This window comes from Burkholderia sp. ABCPW 11, from assembly GCF_001523445.1.
Classification (GTDB): domain Bacteria; phylum Pseudomonadota; class Gammaproteobacteria; order Burkholderiales; family Burkholderiaceae; genus Burkholderia.
The window spans coordinates 140,874-156,364 of sequence record NZ_LOVM01000027.1; the positions used below are offsets into that span (position 1 = coordinate 140,874).

The 15,491-nt window shown below is 63.9% G+C and carries 16 protein-coding genes; 15 read left to right on the forward strand and 1 reads right to left on the reverse strand.

What is annotated here, in order from left to right:
• Positions 1-21: 21 nt before the first annotated feature.
• From WS61_RS10790 to WS61_RS10815, 6 genes are all read left to right on the forward strand, one after another.
• Positions 22-1,071 carry an LLM class flavin-dependent oxidoreductase gene (locus WS61_RS10790; RefSeq protein WP_373557115.1) on the forward strand — a complete coding sequence of 350 codons (1,050 nt, stop codon included), beginning with the start codon at positions 22-24 and terminating at the stop codon, positions 1,069-1,071.
• A gap of 108 nt (positions 1,072-1,179) precedes the next feature.
• Positions 1,180-1,875 (forward strand): energy transducer TonB, encoded by a 696-nt coding sequence (locus WS61_RS10795; protein ID WP_006481097.1) that lies wholly within the window; start codon positions 1,180-1,182, stop codon positions 1,873-1,875.
• Between the two features lie 69 nt (positions 1,876-1,944).
• Positions 1,945-2,883 carry a MotA/TolQ/ExbB proton channel family protein gene (locus tag WS61_RS10800; RefSeq protein WP_059500466.1) on the forward strand — a complete coding sequence of 313 codons (939 nt, stop codon included), beginning with the start codon at positions 1,945-1,947 and terminating at the stop codon, positions 2,881-2,883.
• Positions 2,884-2,895: 12 nt separating this feature from the next.
• Positions 2,896-3,318, forward strand: coding sequence for a biopolymer transporter ExbD (locus WS61_RS10805; RefSeq protein WP_059500467.1), 423 nt, complete (start codon positions 2,896-2,898; stop codon positions 3,316-3,318).
• Positions 3,319-3,330: 12 nt separating this feature from the next.
• Positions 3,331-3,762 (forward strand): biopolymer transporter ExbD, encoded by a 432-nt coding sequence (locus WS61_RS10810; protein ID WP_006481100.1) that lies wholly within the window; start codon positions 3,331-3,333, stop codon positions 3,760-3,762.
• 158 nt (positions 3,763-3,920) lie between these two features.
• Positions 3,921-5,264 carry an LLM class flavin-dependent oxidoreductase gene (locus WS61_RS10815; RefSeq protein ID WP_059500468.1) on the forward strand — a complete coding sequence of 448 codons (1,344 nt, stop codon included), beginning with the start codon at positions 3,921-3,923 and terminating at the stop codon, positions 5,262-5,264.
• 297 nt (positions 5,265-5,561) lie between these two features.
• Here WS61_RS10815 and WS61_RS34825 read toward each other — a convergent pair whose 3' ends face one another.
• Positions 5,562-5,729, reverse strand: a complete 168-nt coding sequence (locus tag WS61_RS34825) for a hypothetical protein (protein ID WP_157692722.1) — start codon at positions 5,727-5,729, stop codon at positions 5,562-5,564.
• A 96-nt stretch (positions 5,730-5,825) separates the two neighbouring features.
• Here WS61_RS34825 and WS61_RS33065 point away from each other — a divergent pair, with 96 nt between their 5' ends.
• The 9 genes from WS61_RS33065 (at position 5,826) to WS61_RS10855 (ending at position 15,376) form a co-directional block, all read left to right on the forward strand.
• Positions 5,826-6,353, forward strand: a complete 528-nt coding sequence (locus tag WS61_RS33065) for a TniQ family protein (RefSeq protein WP_095211675.1) — start codon at positions 5,826-5,828, stop codon at positions 6,351-6,353.
• A gap of 718 nt (positions 6,354-7,071) precedes the next feature.
• A complete protein-coding gene (locus tag WS61_RS10820) occupies positions 7,072-8,130 on the forward strand; it encodes a TIR domain-containing protein (RefSeq protein WP_059500469.1) in 1,059 nt (352 codons plus the stop codon).
• A gap of 546 nt (positions 8,131-8,676) precedes the next feature.
• On the forward strand, positions 8,677-10,242 hold the full coding sequence (locus WS61_RS10825) for a hypothetical protein (protein ID WP_059500470.1): 1,566 nt from the start codon (positions 8,677-8,679) through the stop codon (positions 10,240-10,242).
• Positions 10,243-10,416: 174 nt separating this feature from the next.
• Positions 10,417-11,154, forward strand: coding sequence for a hypothetical protein (locus WS61_RS10830; RefSeq protein ID WP_059500471.1), 738 nt, complete (start codon positions 10,417-10,419; stop codon positions 11,152-11,154).
• A gap of 13 nt (positions 11,155-11,167) precedes the next feature.
• Positions 11,168-12,340, forward strand: a complete 1,173-nt coding sequence (locus WS61_RS10835; protein ID WP_059500472.1) for a PIN domain-containing protein — start codon at positions 11,168-11,170, stop codon at positions 12,338-12,340.
• Positions 12,337-12,645, forward strand: coding sequence for a hypothetical protein (locus WS61_RS10840; RefSeq protein ID WP_257127242.1), 309 nt, complete (start codon positions 12,337-12,339; stop codon positions 12,643-12,645). Before WS61_RS10835 ends, WS61_RS10840 begins: the two co-directional genes overlap by 4 nt.
• Before the next feature lie 43 nt (positions 12,646-12,688).
• Positions 12,689-13,048 carry a hypothetical protein gene (locus WS61_RS10845; protein ID WP_257127243.1) on the forward strand — a complete coding sequence of 120 codons (360 nt, stop codon included), beginning with the start codon at positions 12,689-12,691 and terminating at the stop codon, positions 13,046-13,048.
• Between the two features lie 679 nt (positions 13,049-13,727).
• Positions 13,728-14,510, forward strand: coding sequence for a hypothetical protein (locus WS61_RS10850; protein ID WP_059500475.1), 783 nt, complete (start codon positions 13,728-13,730; stop codon positions 14,508-14,510).
• Positions 14,511-14,608: 98 nt separating this feature from the next.
• Complete coding sequence (locus WS61_RS10855; RefSeq protein ID WP_218921205.1) at positions 14,609-15,376, forward strand: helix-turn-helix transcriptional regulator; 768 nt, start codon at positions 14,609-14,611, stop codon at positions 15,374-15,376.
• Positions 15,377-15,491: the final 115 nt, after the last annotated feature.

Below are 15,491 nucleotides of genomic sequence, written 5' to 3' on the forward strand. Positions count from 1 at the left end.
CACCGCGGCAAATGACGAAGGATGAGAAAGGTGAGCAACGTACGCATTGATCATATTGCCTTCCTGACGCCGGGAAATTATCCCGACGAAGACGCGGGCGCGGGCTTCGAGCGGACGCTCGAACTGTTCCGCGTGGGCGAGGCGCTCGGTTACGACAGCGCGTGGGTGCGGCAGCGCCATCTCGAGCGCGCCGTGTCGTCGGCCGCCACGTTTCTCGCGGCGGCGAGCCAGCGCACGACGCGGATCGGGCTCGGTGCGGCGGTGATCCAGATGGGCTACGAGAATCCGTTCCGGCTGGCCGAGGATCTGGCGACCGTCGACGTGCTGTCGCACGGGCGGCTCAACGTCGGACTCAGCGCGGGCGCACCGAATCACGGCGCGCTGCTCGGCGAGCGGCTGTTCGACACCGATCCGGATCTCGTCGACTTCTCGCACGCGCGGGTGGCGCGCCTGCGCCGCAATCTCGCCGGCGACTGGCTCGGCGACGACGACACGTTCGTGGAGTCGGCCGCGGGGCGCGTGCGGCCGCGCGTGGGTCCTTATGCGCCCGGATTGACGGGCCGGCTCTGGTATGGAGGCGGGTCGAGGCGCTCGATCGAGTGGGCCGCCCGAAACGGCTTCAACCTGCTGATCGGCAATCTGACCACGGGCGAGGGGACGGACAGCTACGTTGATGCCCAGCTCCGGCAGCTCGAGCTGTACCGCGCGTACTGGAGCGAAGCCACCGCGCCGCGTATCGCGCTGGGGCGCGTGATCGTGCCGACCGACGGCGCGAATGCACGCGAGCGCGAACGCTATCGCGCGTTTGCCGACGGCCGCCATGCGCGCACGCTCGCGCCGCAGGGCGAGCGGCGCACGCTGTTCGCGCCGGATCTCGTCGGCGCCTCGGACGAGATCGTGGAGCGGTTGCTGGCCGACCCGGTGGTCGGACAGGTGCGGGAGCTGCGCCTCGAATTGCCTTACGACCTGCCGTTCGAGAATTATCGGCAGATCCTCGAGGACTTCATCACGCGTATCGCCCCGGCACTCGGCTGGCAGCCGGTTGGCCGGCGAGAGCCCGCCGCGGCCTGATGCGATCGACATGACATTCCATCGAACGCAGCACGTGATCGAAGTCGACGATGGACCGGATGCCGCCGGGCACGCCGCATCTTCGACCTCGTTGCAACCGGACCGAACATGACAACCGCTTCTCAATCGCAGCTCGCGGCAATCGGCCGCCCGCGCCGCTTCGGCAACAAGCAGACTCATCCGGTACGCCGCTTCGGCGGCATCGCGATTGCCATCGTCCTGCATCTCGTGCTGGTCTGGGCGCTCGTGAATGGGCTCGCCACCCGGGTCGTCCAGATCGTCCAGCAACCGATCGAAACCCGGATCATCGTGCCGGTGAAGCCGCCTCCGCCGCCCCCACCGCCGAAGCCGGTCGAGAAGGTCGTGTCCAAGCCGCGGGTGGCGCCACCGCCGCCGCCGTTCGTGCCGCCACCCGAGGTGCGCGTGCAGGCGCCGCCGCAGCCGACCATCACGCACCAGGACGTGCCGGCGCCGAGCGCGCCCGTGCACGAGGCGCCGCCCGCGCCTGCGCCGGTGCCGGTCGCGAAGCCGGTGAACCGCGAGATCGGCGTGGTCTGCCCGAATTCGGACGAAGTCCGGTCGTCGATCGTCTATCCGACGGAGGCGCAGGACAACAACATCACGGGCGATGTCACGATCGAATTCACGGTGGACCCGGACGGCCGCGTCGCGAACCTGCGGGTCGCGCAGCCGGCCGACCCGGTGCTCAATCGTGCGGCGCTCAACGCGGTCAAGCGGTTTCACTGCATTGCGCAGGGGGAGCCCGTGCGCGTGCGCGTCCCGTTTTCGTTCAACCTGAATTGATGCAGGCCACGGCAAGCCGTTCGTCCGGGCCGTTTTTTCGAATCGACACATGACGCATACGGAGTCCTTATGAACAAGCGCTTTCGCGCCGCGATCGCGGCAAGTCTGATGATCACGGCCGGCATCGGCGGCACGCTGGCTGCACCGCAAGCCGTGCTTGCCCAGCAAGCGGCGGCATCCGCGCCGAGCCAGGCGGCCTCCGGCGGTGCGCCGACCTCTGCGGCGCCGGCTGCCGCAACCGCGGCCGATCATGCGGTGCCGCCGCCCGAGCCCGCGACGTCGGCAACGGTCGAGAATCCGTACGGGCTGGGCGCGCTGTGGGCAAACGGCGACTTCGTCGCCCGCTTCGTGCTCGGGCTGCTGGTGGTCATGTCGCTCGGCAGCTGGTACATCATGATCACCAAGTTCGTCGAACAGGCGCGGGCGAACGGTCGCGCGAAATCGGCCGACGAGCAGGTCTGGAATGCGCCGACGCTGGCCGAGGGCGCGGCCCAGCTCGACGATGCGTCGCCGTTTCGCTTCATCGCCGAGAACGCGATCGAGGCGGGCGAACACCACGACACCGCGCTGCTCGATTCGGTCGACCGCAATACCTGGATCGACCTGAACATCGAGCGTTCGATCACGAGCGTGTCGAATCGATTACAGGACGGCCTCGCGTTTCTCGGCACGGTGGGTTCCACCGCGCCGTTCGTCGGCCTCTTCGGCACCGTATGGGGCATCTATCACGCGCTGACCGCCATCGGCATCGCGGGCCAGGCGTCGATCGACAAGGTTGCCGGCCCGGTGGGCGAGGCGCTGATCATGACCGCGATCGGCCTCGCCGTGGCCGTGCCGGCCGTGCTCGGCTACAACTTCCTCGTGCGCCGCAACAAGTCCGTGATGGAGCGCGTGCGCGATTTCGGCGCGCAACTGCATACCGTATTGCTCGCGGGCGGCCGGCGCGCGGCGGGCGGCATCGCGACGCCCGCCGCGCAGTCGCCGCAGGCGCTGGCGGTTCAGTCGTAAGCGGAGCGCGTCATGGCAATCAGTGTCGGCAGTGACGACAACGACGAGGTCATCTCGGCGATCAACACGACGCCGCTCGTGGACGTGATGCTGGTGTTGCTGATCATCTTCCTGATCACGATCCCGGTGGTGACCCATACGGTCCAGGTGCAGTTGCCGGCGGAGCGCGTCCAGCCGCTGCAGACGCAGCCGAAAAGCATCGAGATCGCGGTGAACCGGCAGGGCGACGTCTTCTGGGGCACCGAGCATGTGGACCTGCCGACGCTGGTGACGCGGCTGAAAGACGTGTCGGCGCAGGCGCCGCAGCCGGACGTGCACGTGCGCGGCGACCAGACCACGCCGTATCAGTACATCGGCAAGGTCGTGACCGCGTGCGAGCGGGCTGGGATCGGCAAGGTCGCCTTCATCACGCAACCGCCCGCACGCGGCGGTTAAGGAGTTCGAACGATGGGTATGAACGCAGGCGCCGGCGCAGGCCGGGACGAGCCCGAAGTGATGGTCGACATCAATACCACGCCGCTGATCGACGTGATGCTGGTGCTGCTGATCATGTTGATCATCACCATTCCGATCCAGATGCATTCGGTGAAGATGAACCTGCCGGTGGGGAATCCGCCGGTGCCGCCGCATCCACCCCAGGTGGTGCAGATCGACATCGGCGCGGACGGCACGGTCAACTGGAACGGCGCGGCCGTGGGCGCCGGCGCCGCGCTGGACGCGAAATTCCGCGCGGTGGCGGCCGAGGCCGACCAGGACGAGATCCGTTTGCGTCCGGACAAGTCCGCCCCTTACAAGGCGGTGGCCGAAGTGCTGGCGTCCGCCCAGCGACAAGGTGCGACGAAGATCGGGCTGATCGGCAGCGAGCAGTTCTCGCAATGAGTCATTCGAACGCGTCGGCGATCGGTCGAGCTTCGGCGCTCGACGACTGATCGCCGTACATCGGGCAGTCGCTGTTTCCGCAATCTCGGCACCGATGAAGCCGGGGGGCAGAGGAAGCGTCTTTACATTTATATCAGTAGAACAAACGAATACCAATCATGAGCGAAACGCAGGCAGTGCGGCAGAACGGGCGTTCCAGGCAAATCCATCTTGGCGCGACGATCCATGGTCCCGGTGGACACTACGCCGGGTGGCGCCATCCCGACGCGGTGATCGACGCGAGCATCAATCCCGATTTCGCGAAGCGCGTGGCCCGCCAGGCCGAGGCCGCGAAGTTCGATTTCGTGTTCGTCGCGGACGGCCTGCATATCAATGCGAAATCGATCCCGCACTTCCTGAATCGTTTCGAGCCGCTCACGCTGCTGTCGGCACTGTCGGCCGTCACCGAGCGGGTGGGGCTGGTGGGAACGCTGTCCACGTCGTACAGCGAGCCGTTCACGGTTGCCCGGCAGTTCGCGAGCCTGGATCACCTGAGCCGCGGGCGCGCGGGCTGGAACGTCGTGACGTCGCCGCTCGAAGGTTCCGCGCGGAATTTTTCGCGCACCGAGCATCCCGAACATGACGAACGTTACCGGATCGCCGACGAATATCTCGAGGTGACGAAGGGGCTCTGGGATTCATGGGAGGAAGACGCGTTCGTGCGCGACCGTGCGAGCGGGGTGTTCTTCGATCCGGCCAAGCTCCATACGCTCAATCACAAGGGCAAGTATTTCTCGGTCGAGGGGCCGCTGAACGTCGGGCGTACGCCGCAGGCTCGGCCCATCCTGTTCCAGGCCGGCGCGTCCGACGCCGGCAAGCAGCTCGCGGCCACGCATGCGGATGCCGTCTTCACTCATCACGATACGCTGACCCAGGCACACGAATTCTATGTGGATCTCAAGCGGCAGGTGATCGAACAGGGGCGTCAGCCCGACGAGCTGAAGATTTTCCAGGGGATCGGCGTAATCGTGGGGCGGACGGCCGAGGACACGGAGCAACAGTACCAGGAGAGCCTGAAGCTGATCACGGTCGGGAGCGCACTCGACCATCTCGGGCGATTTTTCGAACATCACGACTTCGGCCAATATCCGCTTGACGCGCCATTTCCGGAGCTCGGCGACCTCGGCAGCAACAGTTTCCGCAGCGGGACCGACGAGATCAAACGCAACGCGCGCGAGCGCGGGCTGACGCTGCGCCAGGTCGCGCTCGAAGCGGCTGCACCGCGGCCGCGCTTCATCGGTACGCCCGAGCACATCGCGGACGGCTTGCAGGAATGGTTCGAAGCCGACGCCGCGGACGGTTTCATCGTCGGTGGCGGGACGCCTTCGGCATTCACCGATTTCGTCGAACAGGTGGTACCGATTCTCCGACAGCGCGGGCTGTTCCGTGCCGAGTATCAGGGAGAGACCTTGCGCGACCATCTCGGCGTGGGTTATCCGCGCAATCGCTACACGACGGCATAAATTCATCTGGAACACGCCGACGGTCGCGCGGTGACGGCCCGGCGGTTCGTACCGGCACTCGCTGCGCGGGCAGGCACGGTAAGGCGGTGCCGCTCTGGTGCTCGTCTCGACACCTGTCCGGCAAATGCGAGCGATAGTGTGGCCGCGAGCGTATCGGCGGGCCTGTTGGCGCGAATATGGATGGATTGCTCAATCGGGCTGCATCAAAAATGCCCCGGGCTTTAAAGCGACGAATGACAAAAATGAATGATTGTCCGTGACGTGACGGACGAGTCACGTTCGATCGGAAAAACTGCTCTATGCATCGACTTCGGGCATCAAAGCGACGAAGTTCTCCACGATGGAATCGGGCACTGCGTCCCGCCACGTCAGTCCGACATCCCAGCGTGCATCGGCATCGTGGATAGGCAGGCACACGACCTTGTCGCCCGGCGAGTGCAGCGCCGATTCGCGCATGATCGACACCCCATCCCAACGCTCGTGTAGCCACGTTGCTGAACAATGCCGCCGAGCTATCAATTCGCAACGGCGACGAATTTATCGACATTACGCATCTCGAGCATGTCTGCCGAGTCGAGCAGTAACGTCGTTTCATGGCCGATTGCCCCCAGGCCCTTCTACGAGGAGGCCTTTGGTGGCTGGTTAGGCCGTGTCGCGACGCGATATCAGGTGAGCGTTGCGATGCTGTGGCAGATGAGCTCGAGCGAGGCGCTGCCCTCGCTTGGGACTGCTGGATGGATTCTTTTTCCACCGATTTCTCAGCCAGCGCTTCAACGATTCTCAACGCTCGCACGCCTTGATGAAGACAGATTGAGGCACATCCAGACGCCATCGTCCTGGCTCTTCAACTGGAGCTGCGTGCCGTACTGCTTCAGATGCCTCGTGCTGAACGACGCGGACGTTTCAGTGCCTCGCTGGAAACGTGAGTGGCTCGATCCGACAGCCGAATTCTGTAGCGTGCATCACACGGTTTTGGAAACAGTCCCCGCCTCTGTATTTCGGCTGTCGGGTCACTTTGCTGCCGCGCTGCGCGCGATTAGCCGTTATCGCGAGAAACAAGCGTTCAAGGACCGCAGACGGCTGCGGTAGCAGAATTAACGGACACGATTAGCGTTGCAGCGGACGCCATTAGCACAAACTTCGAACTTCAACAGCTGCACCTGTTGCTGTTCGCAGTTTCTGCTAACAGTGACCACAGATACTGCTAATGGGTAGACTCGTGGTAGCGCTGTCAGCAAAGGCTGAGAGCGATGTTCCTTTCGTGTCCGCACGCGTTGCCGGAATGCAACAAAGGGGGGATGTATGTGCGAAGATTTTGCAAATGCACCTTCAAGAGCTTGCAATGTCGGATGCGGCTCACGAGCGGTGCAATGAGGAAAGTCGCTCGTGACGAGAGCATGGCGTGCAGGTAACCGATGATCAACAACTTGGGTGCATGCGCAACAATATGCCTCTCGTCAAAAGGACGGGGGTGCGACTTTAATGCCAGTTTTCCAGGGTGGGGGAGGCTGTCGACATTGAGCCGTGGTGCACGCCCATGTAGCGCTTCAACTCCATCGTTTGGAATTCAGCGCACGTCGACGAAATACCTCGCCAGCGACCTGCCGCTGCTCACTTCCTCAGCTTGACGCTCGCCGCCCCGCATTAGCGGAATCATTGGACACGATTAGCGCTCGAACGGACACCATTAGCAGAATCTACGAACTTCAACAGCAATCGCCAGACGCTGACAACTCGGCGTGCGAGAATCGTTGGGTTAGCGGTCGCGTGTCGCGACTGCCACTATGCACAGGGGGAGCCAGCCGTCATGCGGCCGAATGACTATTACAACCTGATCGTGTCCGGAGAGGACGGCCAATGGGACCGGGGCGAGGGCGCAACGCCGAAGGGGCGTTTCCACTACCGATCGGTAGAGACTGTCGCGGCACGATTCCCGATGAACGATGCGGTCGAAATGAGCCTCAAGTTGTTTCCGGCGGTGTTCGCCTGCGAAGGGAAGGGGGACTCGACGATTCCTGCGATCGTCGGACGTATCACGAAGGTCGAGCACCGAAGCGACAACTACTACCTGCATTTCGAGGCGGATCCGAACGTTCCGCCGATTCCGCAGAAGACGTTGCTCGAGCTTGCCGACGCGTTGGACATCAGTACGCGCGGTTTTGGGGATCTCGGCTGCACCCATTGGTCCGTCAAACACGTCGACCTGTACAGCGTGTTGGAACGTAACCATCTGATCGTTCGCCAGCCCGATGTGTGCGCTGTACGTCCTGCGAGTGGCTTTTCCACCTCTTTGGGCCGGGAGCTCACGCGAGCGGTGGCCGGCGTCGAAGCGGCACGTGTGGCAAGGGCGGCAACTGCATCTCGTCAAATTGGCGCTGATTTGTCGACTGCGTTCGCCGGCGCGGCGCAGGCGGCCGCCCCATCCCGAGTGTTCATCGTGCACGGTCACGATCAAGCGGCGAAATTCGAAGTGCAGGCGCTTCTTGCCAAGCTCGGTCTCGAAGGCATTATTCTCGACGAGCAGGCCGGGCGTGGCGCCACGATCATCGAGAAGTTTGAGCGGGAGGCTGGCACGGCCATGTTCGCCGTGGTGCTGCTCACTCCCGACGACAAGGGCGGTGTGTCAGCAGCAGCCGTGGACGACCTCAAGCCCCGCGCGCGACAGAATGTGATCCTCGAACTCGGCTATTTCGCGGCAAAGCTCGGACGAGGGCGCGTCTGTGCATTGCGTCGCGGGAACGTTGAAATCCCGTCCGATTTCAGTGGCGTGCAGTATCTGGACTACGACGCCGGCGGAGCCTGGAAAACCTCGCTCGCAAAGGAAATGCGCGCGGCGGGCCTGCCAGTTGACTCGAATCGGCTGTAATAGTGAATCTTGCCGGACTGGAAAGCGCGGCGCGACGCGAGGGAATGGCGTGCTCCTTTTTCGTGAAATGAGCGCTGGAGGCGATCTGAGGCGGCCAACGTGCATATTCAACTGACACATCGCAATGCGCGCGGAGGGGCTCGACGGAAGAGTGGCCCTTACCACCGCAGCGATGGGGAGTTGCTATGCCATACCGTCCCGTGGAAGTCGACGGTAAGCGAGTTGTCTAGGACGGGGTAGACGGCCTGCCCGTCACCCCCGAAGATGTGGGCCCGCTGGGAGGCGGCGGAGCGAGGAGTGGAACGCCGCGGAGATTCGATGGCGCGAGTGAGCCGGCGAGTATCCCGTATAATTTTTAGGGTCGTATGGACGACTCAAATGCCAATGAAACCGCAAAGAAAAAGCCCCGCACTCGGCGGGGCTTTTAAGAACTGGGGGCTTGAGCCGCTTAGATTAAGCCATCAGAGATGACCGGCACCAATTGGGTCGCGCCCCACTAGACTGTAGACCAGCACTGCTGCTGACCGAACACATACCTTAGGCGAAATGTTCAACCTTGTCAATGACCCAGAAAGCATCGCCTTGGCGAGGCTCATCGAATTTTTCTCCGATCGAAAGCACTGGTACCGCTCGCTGTGGGGCATCGGCACCACGTTGTCGATGGACGAGCTATTCGAGGCATGCACCGTAATGCGGCACGGCCATTTGAGTGAGGGCTCCGTTAAGCGCATCGCGTCATCGCTACAGAAACGCGTGGGTATGCACCCCGCTTTCACTGCTGACGAGAAGCAGTTCTTGCGCGAGCAGGTTCAACAGGTCCCGCGTGCAGAAGGCGTCGCCCACTTCGCGATACGTGAACTGGCACAGCGCGTGTCGGGTGACTATCTGGCTCGATGGGCTGGCGCGGTCGCGCGGGGCGACTTTCGTGCAGAGCATTTCGCCCGCCATGTGGCTGCCCACCTACTCGATACGGGTTTCTCCGCGCAATATCTCCGCACCGTTATCGCCGACAAGGAGGCTGCCTCGGAAGCGGTAACCTTAGCCGAGCTGTGTGAGGAGTTGCAGGGGATCGTGCGCACAAATGTCCCGCGCGAGTTCGACGTCTTGCTCGCATTCAAAAGTGCGCCGCGGGTGCGTCGGGGACTACCCGACGTCTGGCTGACCGGCGCCGCAATCACCGAGTGGTTGTCGGAAAATGGGTTTGAAACTACCGGTGTACGTGCCGCCGCAGCCATGGTGATTACCGTGCGGGCGCGCGACACAATTGGTGCAGCGCAGGCGGCTCGCAATGAAGCCGATCGCTATTCGGCCCGCGCGATGCTCGCGACGGGCCAAGCGTTGGACTACCTGCCGAACTTGTGGGTCCGGGGCAGTGTCGAGCCAGCGCCGCTGACCGCCAGCGCGCGCGGCGTCGCGGTCCGAGAGTTGTTTCGCGAGGATCGCGTCTTTGCCACGGATGTCAGCCAGGACGTGGACGCCGCCTTGGAATTGCTAGCTCATCTGGAAGGCAGTTCGCCGCCAGCTGCCGTGGCGGGCGGTTGGGGCGCAATCGAGGGCTTGCTCGCGGATCCCAATGATCGCGCCTCGGCGGCCGACAACCTTGCTACGCTGGTTACGTGCTCGTTCCCGCGTGCCGAATTGACGGCACTGTCGCATCGGATTGAGCGGATCATGCCCGGCGACTTTTCCGCGCTCGTAGGGGTCGACGTCAATCGCGAGCGATGTCGCATCTTGGCCACGATGATCCTCGAGGAGCGCATTCCAGTGCTACCGAGCGTAGCGGATCGGGCCGCCGTTGCTCGGATGAAGAAGTTGCTCGCTAATCCGCGTGTGGAACTCCAGACGATCAAGGACATGATCAGTGAGTCATTCCACCGCCTGTATCGTCAGCGTAATTTGATTTTGCATGGTGGGCGCCTGGACAGCGTCGCACTCACCGCGAGCCTACGTACCGTAGCGAAGCTTGCCGGCGCCGGCATGGACCGGATTACTCATGGCCACTACGTCCAACGTCTCCGCCCGCTTGAACTCGTCGCGAAAGCAAACTTGGCCCTAGCAACGGTCAGTCGGGACGTTCCATTGGGATGCGTCGATCTACTCGAAGCGAACTGAGAGCCGCGCAATACAAAGACCCGTCAAAGTGTGGGCAGCTGCTGATGACCCACGGTTGCGACGAATATTGTGGAGATCCAAACAAAAGCCATACGACCGTGCGACGCTCGCGAGGCGCGGGCGTGGCCCGGGGCGCGCTGACGCGCCCCTGACGTGTACGCAGGTTGACCCGACATGACGCTACCCCCGCTTGACTACACCGTACCCGCCAATGTGAAGCACGAGTTGCTCGATTCCGACCAGACCGTGCGGGACCACTACGCGCGCGACCTCGACCCGGAAGTCGATCTGTTGGCCGAGGCACTGGCCACTGCCTTTGACGGCTATCCCGCCATCCTCAATGCCGCTGCGCGGACGCAGGTGCCGCGAACCGAATTGGTCGCCGGCTTTGCGTTCGGCGTGATCGACGACATCGTGGTGTCGACGAAGCTGCTGCTGGCCGGCAAGGGGCCGGCGTCTGGCAACACCATGCGGCAGGCGATCGAGGGCGTGGCGATGGCCGTGCTGTGCTCCACCGACACGCCGTTGGTTCTCAAAAAGGCCGGCAAGTCACCGCCGTGCATCGCGTGCTACTGGAAGAAGCTCGACCAGGGTGACCCCTGCACGCAAGGGCACCATGCGCTCAAGCAACTGGACTGGAACGCCCAGACGCTGCAGGTCAGCGGCGAGGCAATTCAGTCGCTGCGAGCCGCGCAACAGCACTATCACCAGTTCAGCCATTGCGGGCCGGTGACCCTTGGTTTGCGCCACATGCTGAACGGTGCTGCCATGACCTGGTTGGGCGGCCAGTTCGATCCCGCGAAGCTCGATTGGTATCGCACCGAGATGCGCGAGCGCATCGCCCTCGCGCGGGTGTTGCCCGAAATCTTCAGCTATCTACTTAAGCGCGTAGCGCCGACTTGTCGTGTCTAGTCAGGAGCGTGTGATGGATACCCGCATTGTCGAATTGATTACCGCGAACCAGCTAGGCGCGATCGCACTCGATACCTCAGTGTTTGATGCGCAACAGCGCAATCTCGAGGGCGGCTTGCTGCGCCGTGTCGAGCAGTTCCATCGCAGTGACCGCGTCCGGGTGCTGATCCCGGACGTGGTGCGACGTGAATTGCTGGCGCACCTCGCGCGCGACGCGAAGGAAGCGCAGGGTGGACTGGCGCGAGCGGTGCGGAAGGCGGCTAGGGCGCAGTTGCTGTCCCGTGCCGCGCTCGACCGACTTCGGATTATTGAGGACGAGATCGTGGCGCCGACATTTGCTGCCGAGGCAAGGCTGGCCAGCTGGTTGGCGCGCACGGGCGCCGACGTGCTCGACGTCGCTGCACGGGTCGACATTCGGACCCTGTTCGACCGTTACTTCGCGGCACAGGCGCCTTTCGCCGAGGTGGGCGAGAAAAAGCATGAGTTCCCCGATGCTGCCGCGCTGCTGGCGCTTGAGCACTGGGCCGACGAGCACGAAACTGCCGTGCTGGTGGTGTCGACCGATTCCGACTGGCAGCGATTCTGCGCGGCGCATCCGCGGTTGATTTGGACGCCCAATCTGAGCGGCGCCCTTGGTGCGTTTCAGGACGAAAGTGCGCAGTTCGCCGCACGGCGGCTCGCCGAATCACTGGTCGACGGCACGGCCCCGGCGATCACGGAGGCGTTGCTTGCGGCGGGCCGGAATTTCGTGCCCCAGGTCACGTTGCTTGTGGACGCTCACTCGTCGGCATTCGACCTCACGTGGAGCCATCTCGCGCAACTCGACGATATCCGTTGGCACACGACGAATGGTGTGCTCGACGACTTCGAGGCGATCGATCACCGCGACGGCAAGGTGGTGGTGCGGATCGAGGGCACGCTGCTGACGAAGGTCGTGATGACGTTCACGTTTTCCGCTGGCACGGGCACCGGCGACGCGACCATCCCGATCGGCGACCGAACGATGGTGCTCGATATCGAGATACCGTGCGCGATCCTGGTCACGCTCGACGCTGACACATCCCGGCATATCGTGTTCCACGACATTGAATTTTTGCCGACGGCCCATTCGATCCTCTTCGGCGAGATCGAGCCGGACTGGGATGCGTCGCGCGACGTGAGGGGATGGCATGACCCCATGGTGTGACATCGCAGCGGCCGGAGACCCGTGATGTTCGGACGACATCCGCCCGTTCCCTGCTGCATTTGACGCCCGCCCACTTCGCGCTGTACCGCGCGTATTTGGAGGGGATCGAAAAGGCGACCTTGAATGCGGACTACGGCGCGCCGGGAACCGACGTGCGCGTCACGCGCCGCACGCTCGCGACGCTGCGCGACACGCTGACGATCGCCGCGGGGCGCGCGGCACATCGACGCCGCGCATCTTGTGCGGCTGACGCCCGGCGGCTTGCCGCGCGACGCACGCCCGTGCCAACGGATTCGGTATCCTAGAGGCGTTCCAGCGATACGCGGTGCCGGCGAAGGAGATCGCGAAGTGACACACCCGATGACCGCCGTCCAGCAGATGTTCATTGAATGGTGCATCGGCTACATGAAGTTCCGGATCGCCGACGCGATGTCGGTCGGCCTGATGTCCCTCGAGGCCGAGCGCTACGATGCGCTGTGGACCACGCTGCAAAAGGGGCGATACGGCTTCCTCGATGACGACATGATCGAGACCGGCCGGCGCCTGTTTCCGGACGCGCCGAACGCACCGGAGGGTTCCGGGCTCGACGCGGCCTACGAGCACGTGTGTACGGCGCTCGACGACTGGTTGCCGAGCTTCGTCATCCCGCCAGGCCAGGTGTCGTTCCTGCCCGACCCCGAACTGCCGGACGGTGAGCCCGCTACGTGAGCGGCCGCCACGATAGAAGCCACCGTGTGAACCGAGAGGATCTCAACAACGCATCTGACAGCCTTGCAGCTCAAGGAAAGCGGGTGGGGCGGAGGCGCAGCGGCCGGCGTGGCGCTGATCGCGCTGGCGTGCGTCGACCACGGGCTCTCGGTCGTGTGGCCAGCGAGCTAAGGGCTGGTTCACCCGCTGGCGGCGATCGCCGCGGCGAACCTGCCGCTGCTGGCCGTGTACCTGATCATGCGATCCTGAGCGACGGGCGAACCCGGCTGCGGCCGGGTTTTTGTGGCACACGGTAAATGTTGATAACTCCTCTTATCGGCATCGCGTTTAATGCCATAGGATCCCGCAAGCGCGGTTTAACGCTGCGTTAGCGGGGTAGGAAATTAGGGTAAATACCTAGATGAATTGATGCGAGATGGGGTCAGCGACGTCCTATACCCTACGTCGCGCACAGCGCAGGTTTGAACGCCTTACGCGATACCTTGAACTGAATAGGAGTCGCGCATGCGAACAAAAATCCGGCGCTGGGCCATCCGGCTCGTGGTGGTCGTGGTGCTCTGCCTGCTGGCGAGCCCCCCAGCTTATTGAACCGCCACCCGCCCCGCAAAGGGGCGGGTGAACCCACCGGGCGCGAGGGCGGCCCGCTATCGATCGATACGACAATAACCCGACGACCACCATGACCGCCACGCTTTACCAGCTGACCGCCACCGCCGCGCAGATGTGCCTGCCGGTGCCGGCTACCGCGCCAAACGGCTTACTTGACCTGCTCGACCACTGGCAGACCCTGATCGGCGCGACCACCGGCGGTCTGCTCGGCGTGGCCGGCGCATGGATCGTCGCCGTGTCCGCCCGCAGTCGCGAGCGCCGCATCGCGGCCAGTATGGTGCTGCCGGACCTGATGCAGGTGGTCGCGGCCGGCCAGAGCCTGGAAAGGGAGCTCGACGGCATTCCGAAGATCGAAGGCTTTGATCGGGAGCAACAGGCCGACGCGCGCGCGACGATCGGTACCAAGACGCTGGACGCGAGGCGCCCCCGCCTGTTCACGCTGCATACGTCGGCGATCGGCCAGCTGTCGGACATCGATGCGCGCTTATACGCGCACCTGTTCCAGTGCCGGATGATCCACCAGGCGTTCGAGGACGGCATGGAGGCACGCCGGGCCAGGCACCACGCGCTGATGACCCGGAGTTTCGACCCACGCACAAGGAGTGCGATTCCGCCGGAAGGACCGCCCGATCGCCAGCTGTATGCGGACTGGCGCCTGTGCGTCGAGCACGCGACACTGGCCAACTATTTCCTCGATCAGCTGGTGTTTGCCCGCTGGCCGCGCTGGTGCCACCGCGTGCGAATGAAGCTGCGCCCGAACGAACTCGATCAGCGCTCCGCCGCACTGCTGAAATCCGGCACGCTGCCGGCTGCGCTCCCGAGCCCCGACGCGGCGCCGGCGGGCCTCGATTGAGCGCGTTTCACTTTGTCGGCTCACGCCAAGCTTGACACGAAAAAATGTCGTGTTACGATTTCAAGCACGACATTTCTTCGTCCTTGGAGGTGGTCCTGATGTCCGATATCTTTCCGCCCCTTGGCTCCGAGCGGCCGACCGCCGAGATGCTGCGCAAACTGCGCGAGCGCAGCAACCGCACGCAGAGCCAGATGGCTACCTTACTGAATCTGACCGAACGGCAGTATCAACGGTTCGAAGCCGGCGATAGCGACATGCCGCTCGCGACCTGGGAACTGCTGCTGCGCGTGTGGGGCGCACGGCATCCGATCGACTTCATGCAGGTCGTGGATGGCCCGACGCGGGGTTGGGACACGCTGCGCGACGCCGAGCGTGACACGATCCAGCCCGGCGACGTGGTCACGCTGCAGCCGATGGTTGGACCGTTGGTTCGGGCGACCGTGACTCCGGATCTTGGCCGCGAGCGCCACCCCGACCCCGACATCTACGGGGCGCAGATTGCCGAGTTCGTCGGTGCCGACGACGTCGGCGACCGCTATCAGGGTTTCCGGATCGGTGAGCATGTCACCTTCGTGCTCGCGAACGTGATCCATGTCGAGCAGCGCGTGCCGCACGACCGCGACAACGTCGGGCTGCAGCTGCGCATCGATGACGCGCGTGCGGTCGGGCTGCGCAGCGCCGGCGAACTGCAGTTCGAGAAACTTACGAGCCTCAAGGATCCTGTCGTCGGATTCATCTTGCGGGCCGAGAAATGGCTGGTCATCAAGCAGCAACTCGACGCGGCGCAGATCCCCCACGTGTGGCGTCGCCTGGCGCGCTGCAATACCGAAGTACGCGCGCACGGCGCCGACTGGCCTACGCCGTAGTGCGCCTGCGCGCTGATCCGGATACGAAGACTAGATGTCCCACCCGAACTTCACCCTTTGCCTCGTCGCCGCGCGGATTGACCAAACGCGTCGCGGCGGCGCTCGCAACCGCAAC

Excerpts from the sequence above, each read along its gene's own strand:
- WS61_RS10790 (WP_373557115.1), top strand. The coding sequence starts at position 22 with ATGAGAAAGGTGAGCAACGTACGCATTGATCATATTGCCTTCCTGACG.
- WS61_RS10795 (WP_006481097.1), top strand. The coding sequence starts at position 1,180 with ATGACAACCGCTTCTCAATCGCAGCTCGCGGCAATCGGCCGCCCGCGC.
- WS61_RS10800 (WP_059500466.1), top strand. The coding sequence starts at position 1,945 with ATGAACAAGCGCTTTCGCGCCGCGATCGCGGCAAGTCTGATGATCACG.
- WS61_RS10805 (WP_059500467.1), top strand. The coding sequence starts at position 2,896 with ATGGCAATCAGTGTCGGCAGTGACGACAACGACGAGGTCATCTCGGCG.
- WS61_RS10810 (WP_006481100.1), top strand. The coding sequence starts at position 3,331 with ATGGGTATGAACGCAGGCGCCGGCGCAGGCCGGGACGAGCCCGAAGTG.
- WS61_RS10815 (WP_059500468.1), top strand. The coding sequence starts at position 3,921 with ATGAGCGAAACGCAGGCAGTGCGGCAGAACGGGCGTTCCAGGCAAATC.
- WS61_RS33065 (WP_095211675.1), top strand. The coding sequence starts at position 5,826 with ATGTCTGCCGAGTCGAGCAGTAACGTCGTTTCATGGCCGATTGCCCCC.
- WS61_RS10820 (WP_059500469.1), top strand. The coding sequence starts at position 7,072 with ATGCGGCCGAATGACTATTACAACCTGATCGTGTCCGGAGAGGACGGC.
- WS61_RS10825 (WP_059500470.1), top strand. The coding sequence starts at position 8,677 with ATGTTCAACCTTGTCAATGACCCAGAAAGCATCGCCTTGGCGAGGCTC.
- WS61_RS10830 (WP_059500471.1), top strand. The coding sequence starts at position 10,417 with ATGACGCTACCCCCGCTTGACTACACCGTACCCGCCAATGTGAAGCAC.
- WS61_RS10835 (WP_059500472.1), top strand. The coding sequence starts at position 11,168 with ATGGATACCCGCATTGTCGAATTGATTACCGCGAACCAGCTAGGCGCG.
- WS61_RS10850 (WP_059500475.1), top strand. The coding sequence starts at position 13,728 with ATGACCGCCACGCTTTACCAGCTGACCGCCACCGCCGCGCAGATGTGC.
- WS61_RS10855 (WP_218921205.1), top strand. The coding sequence starts at position 14,609 with ATGTCCGATATCTTTCCGCCCCTTGGCTCCGAGCGGCCGACCGCCGAG.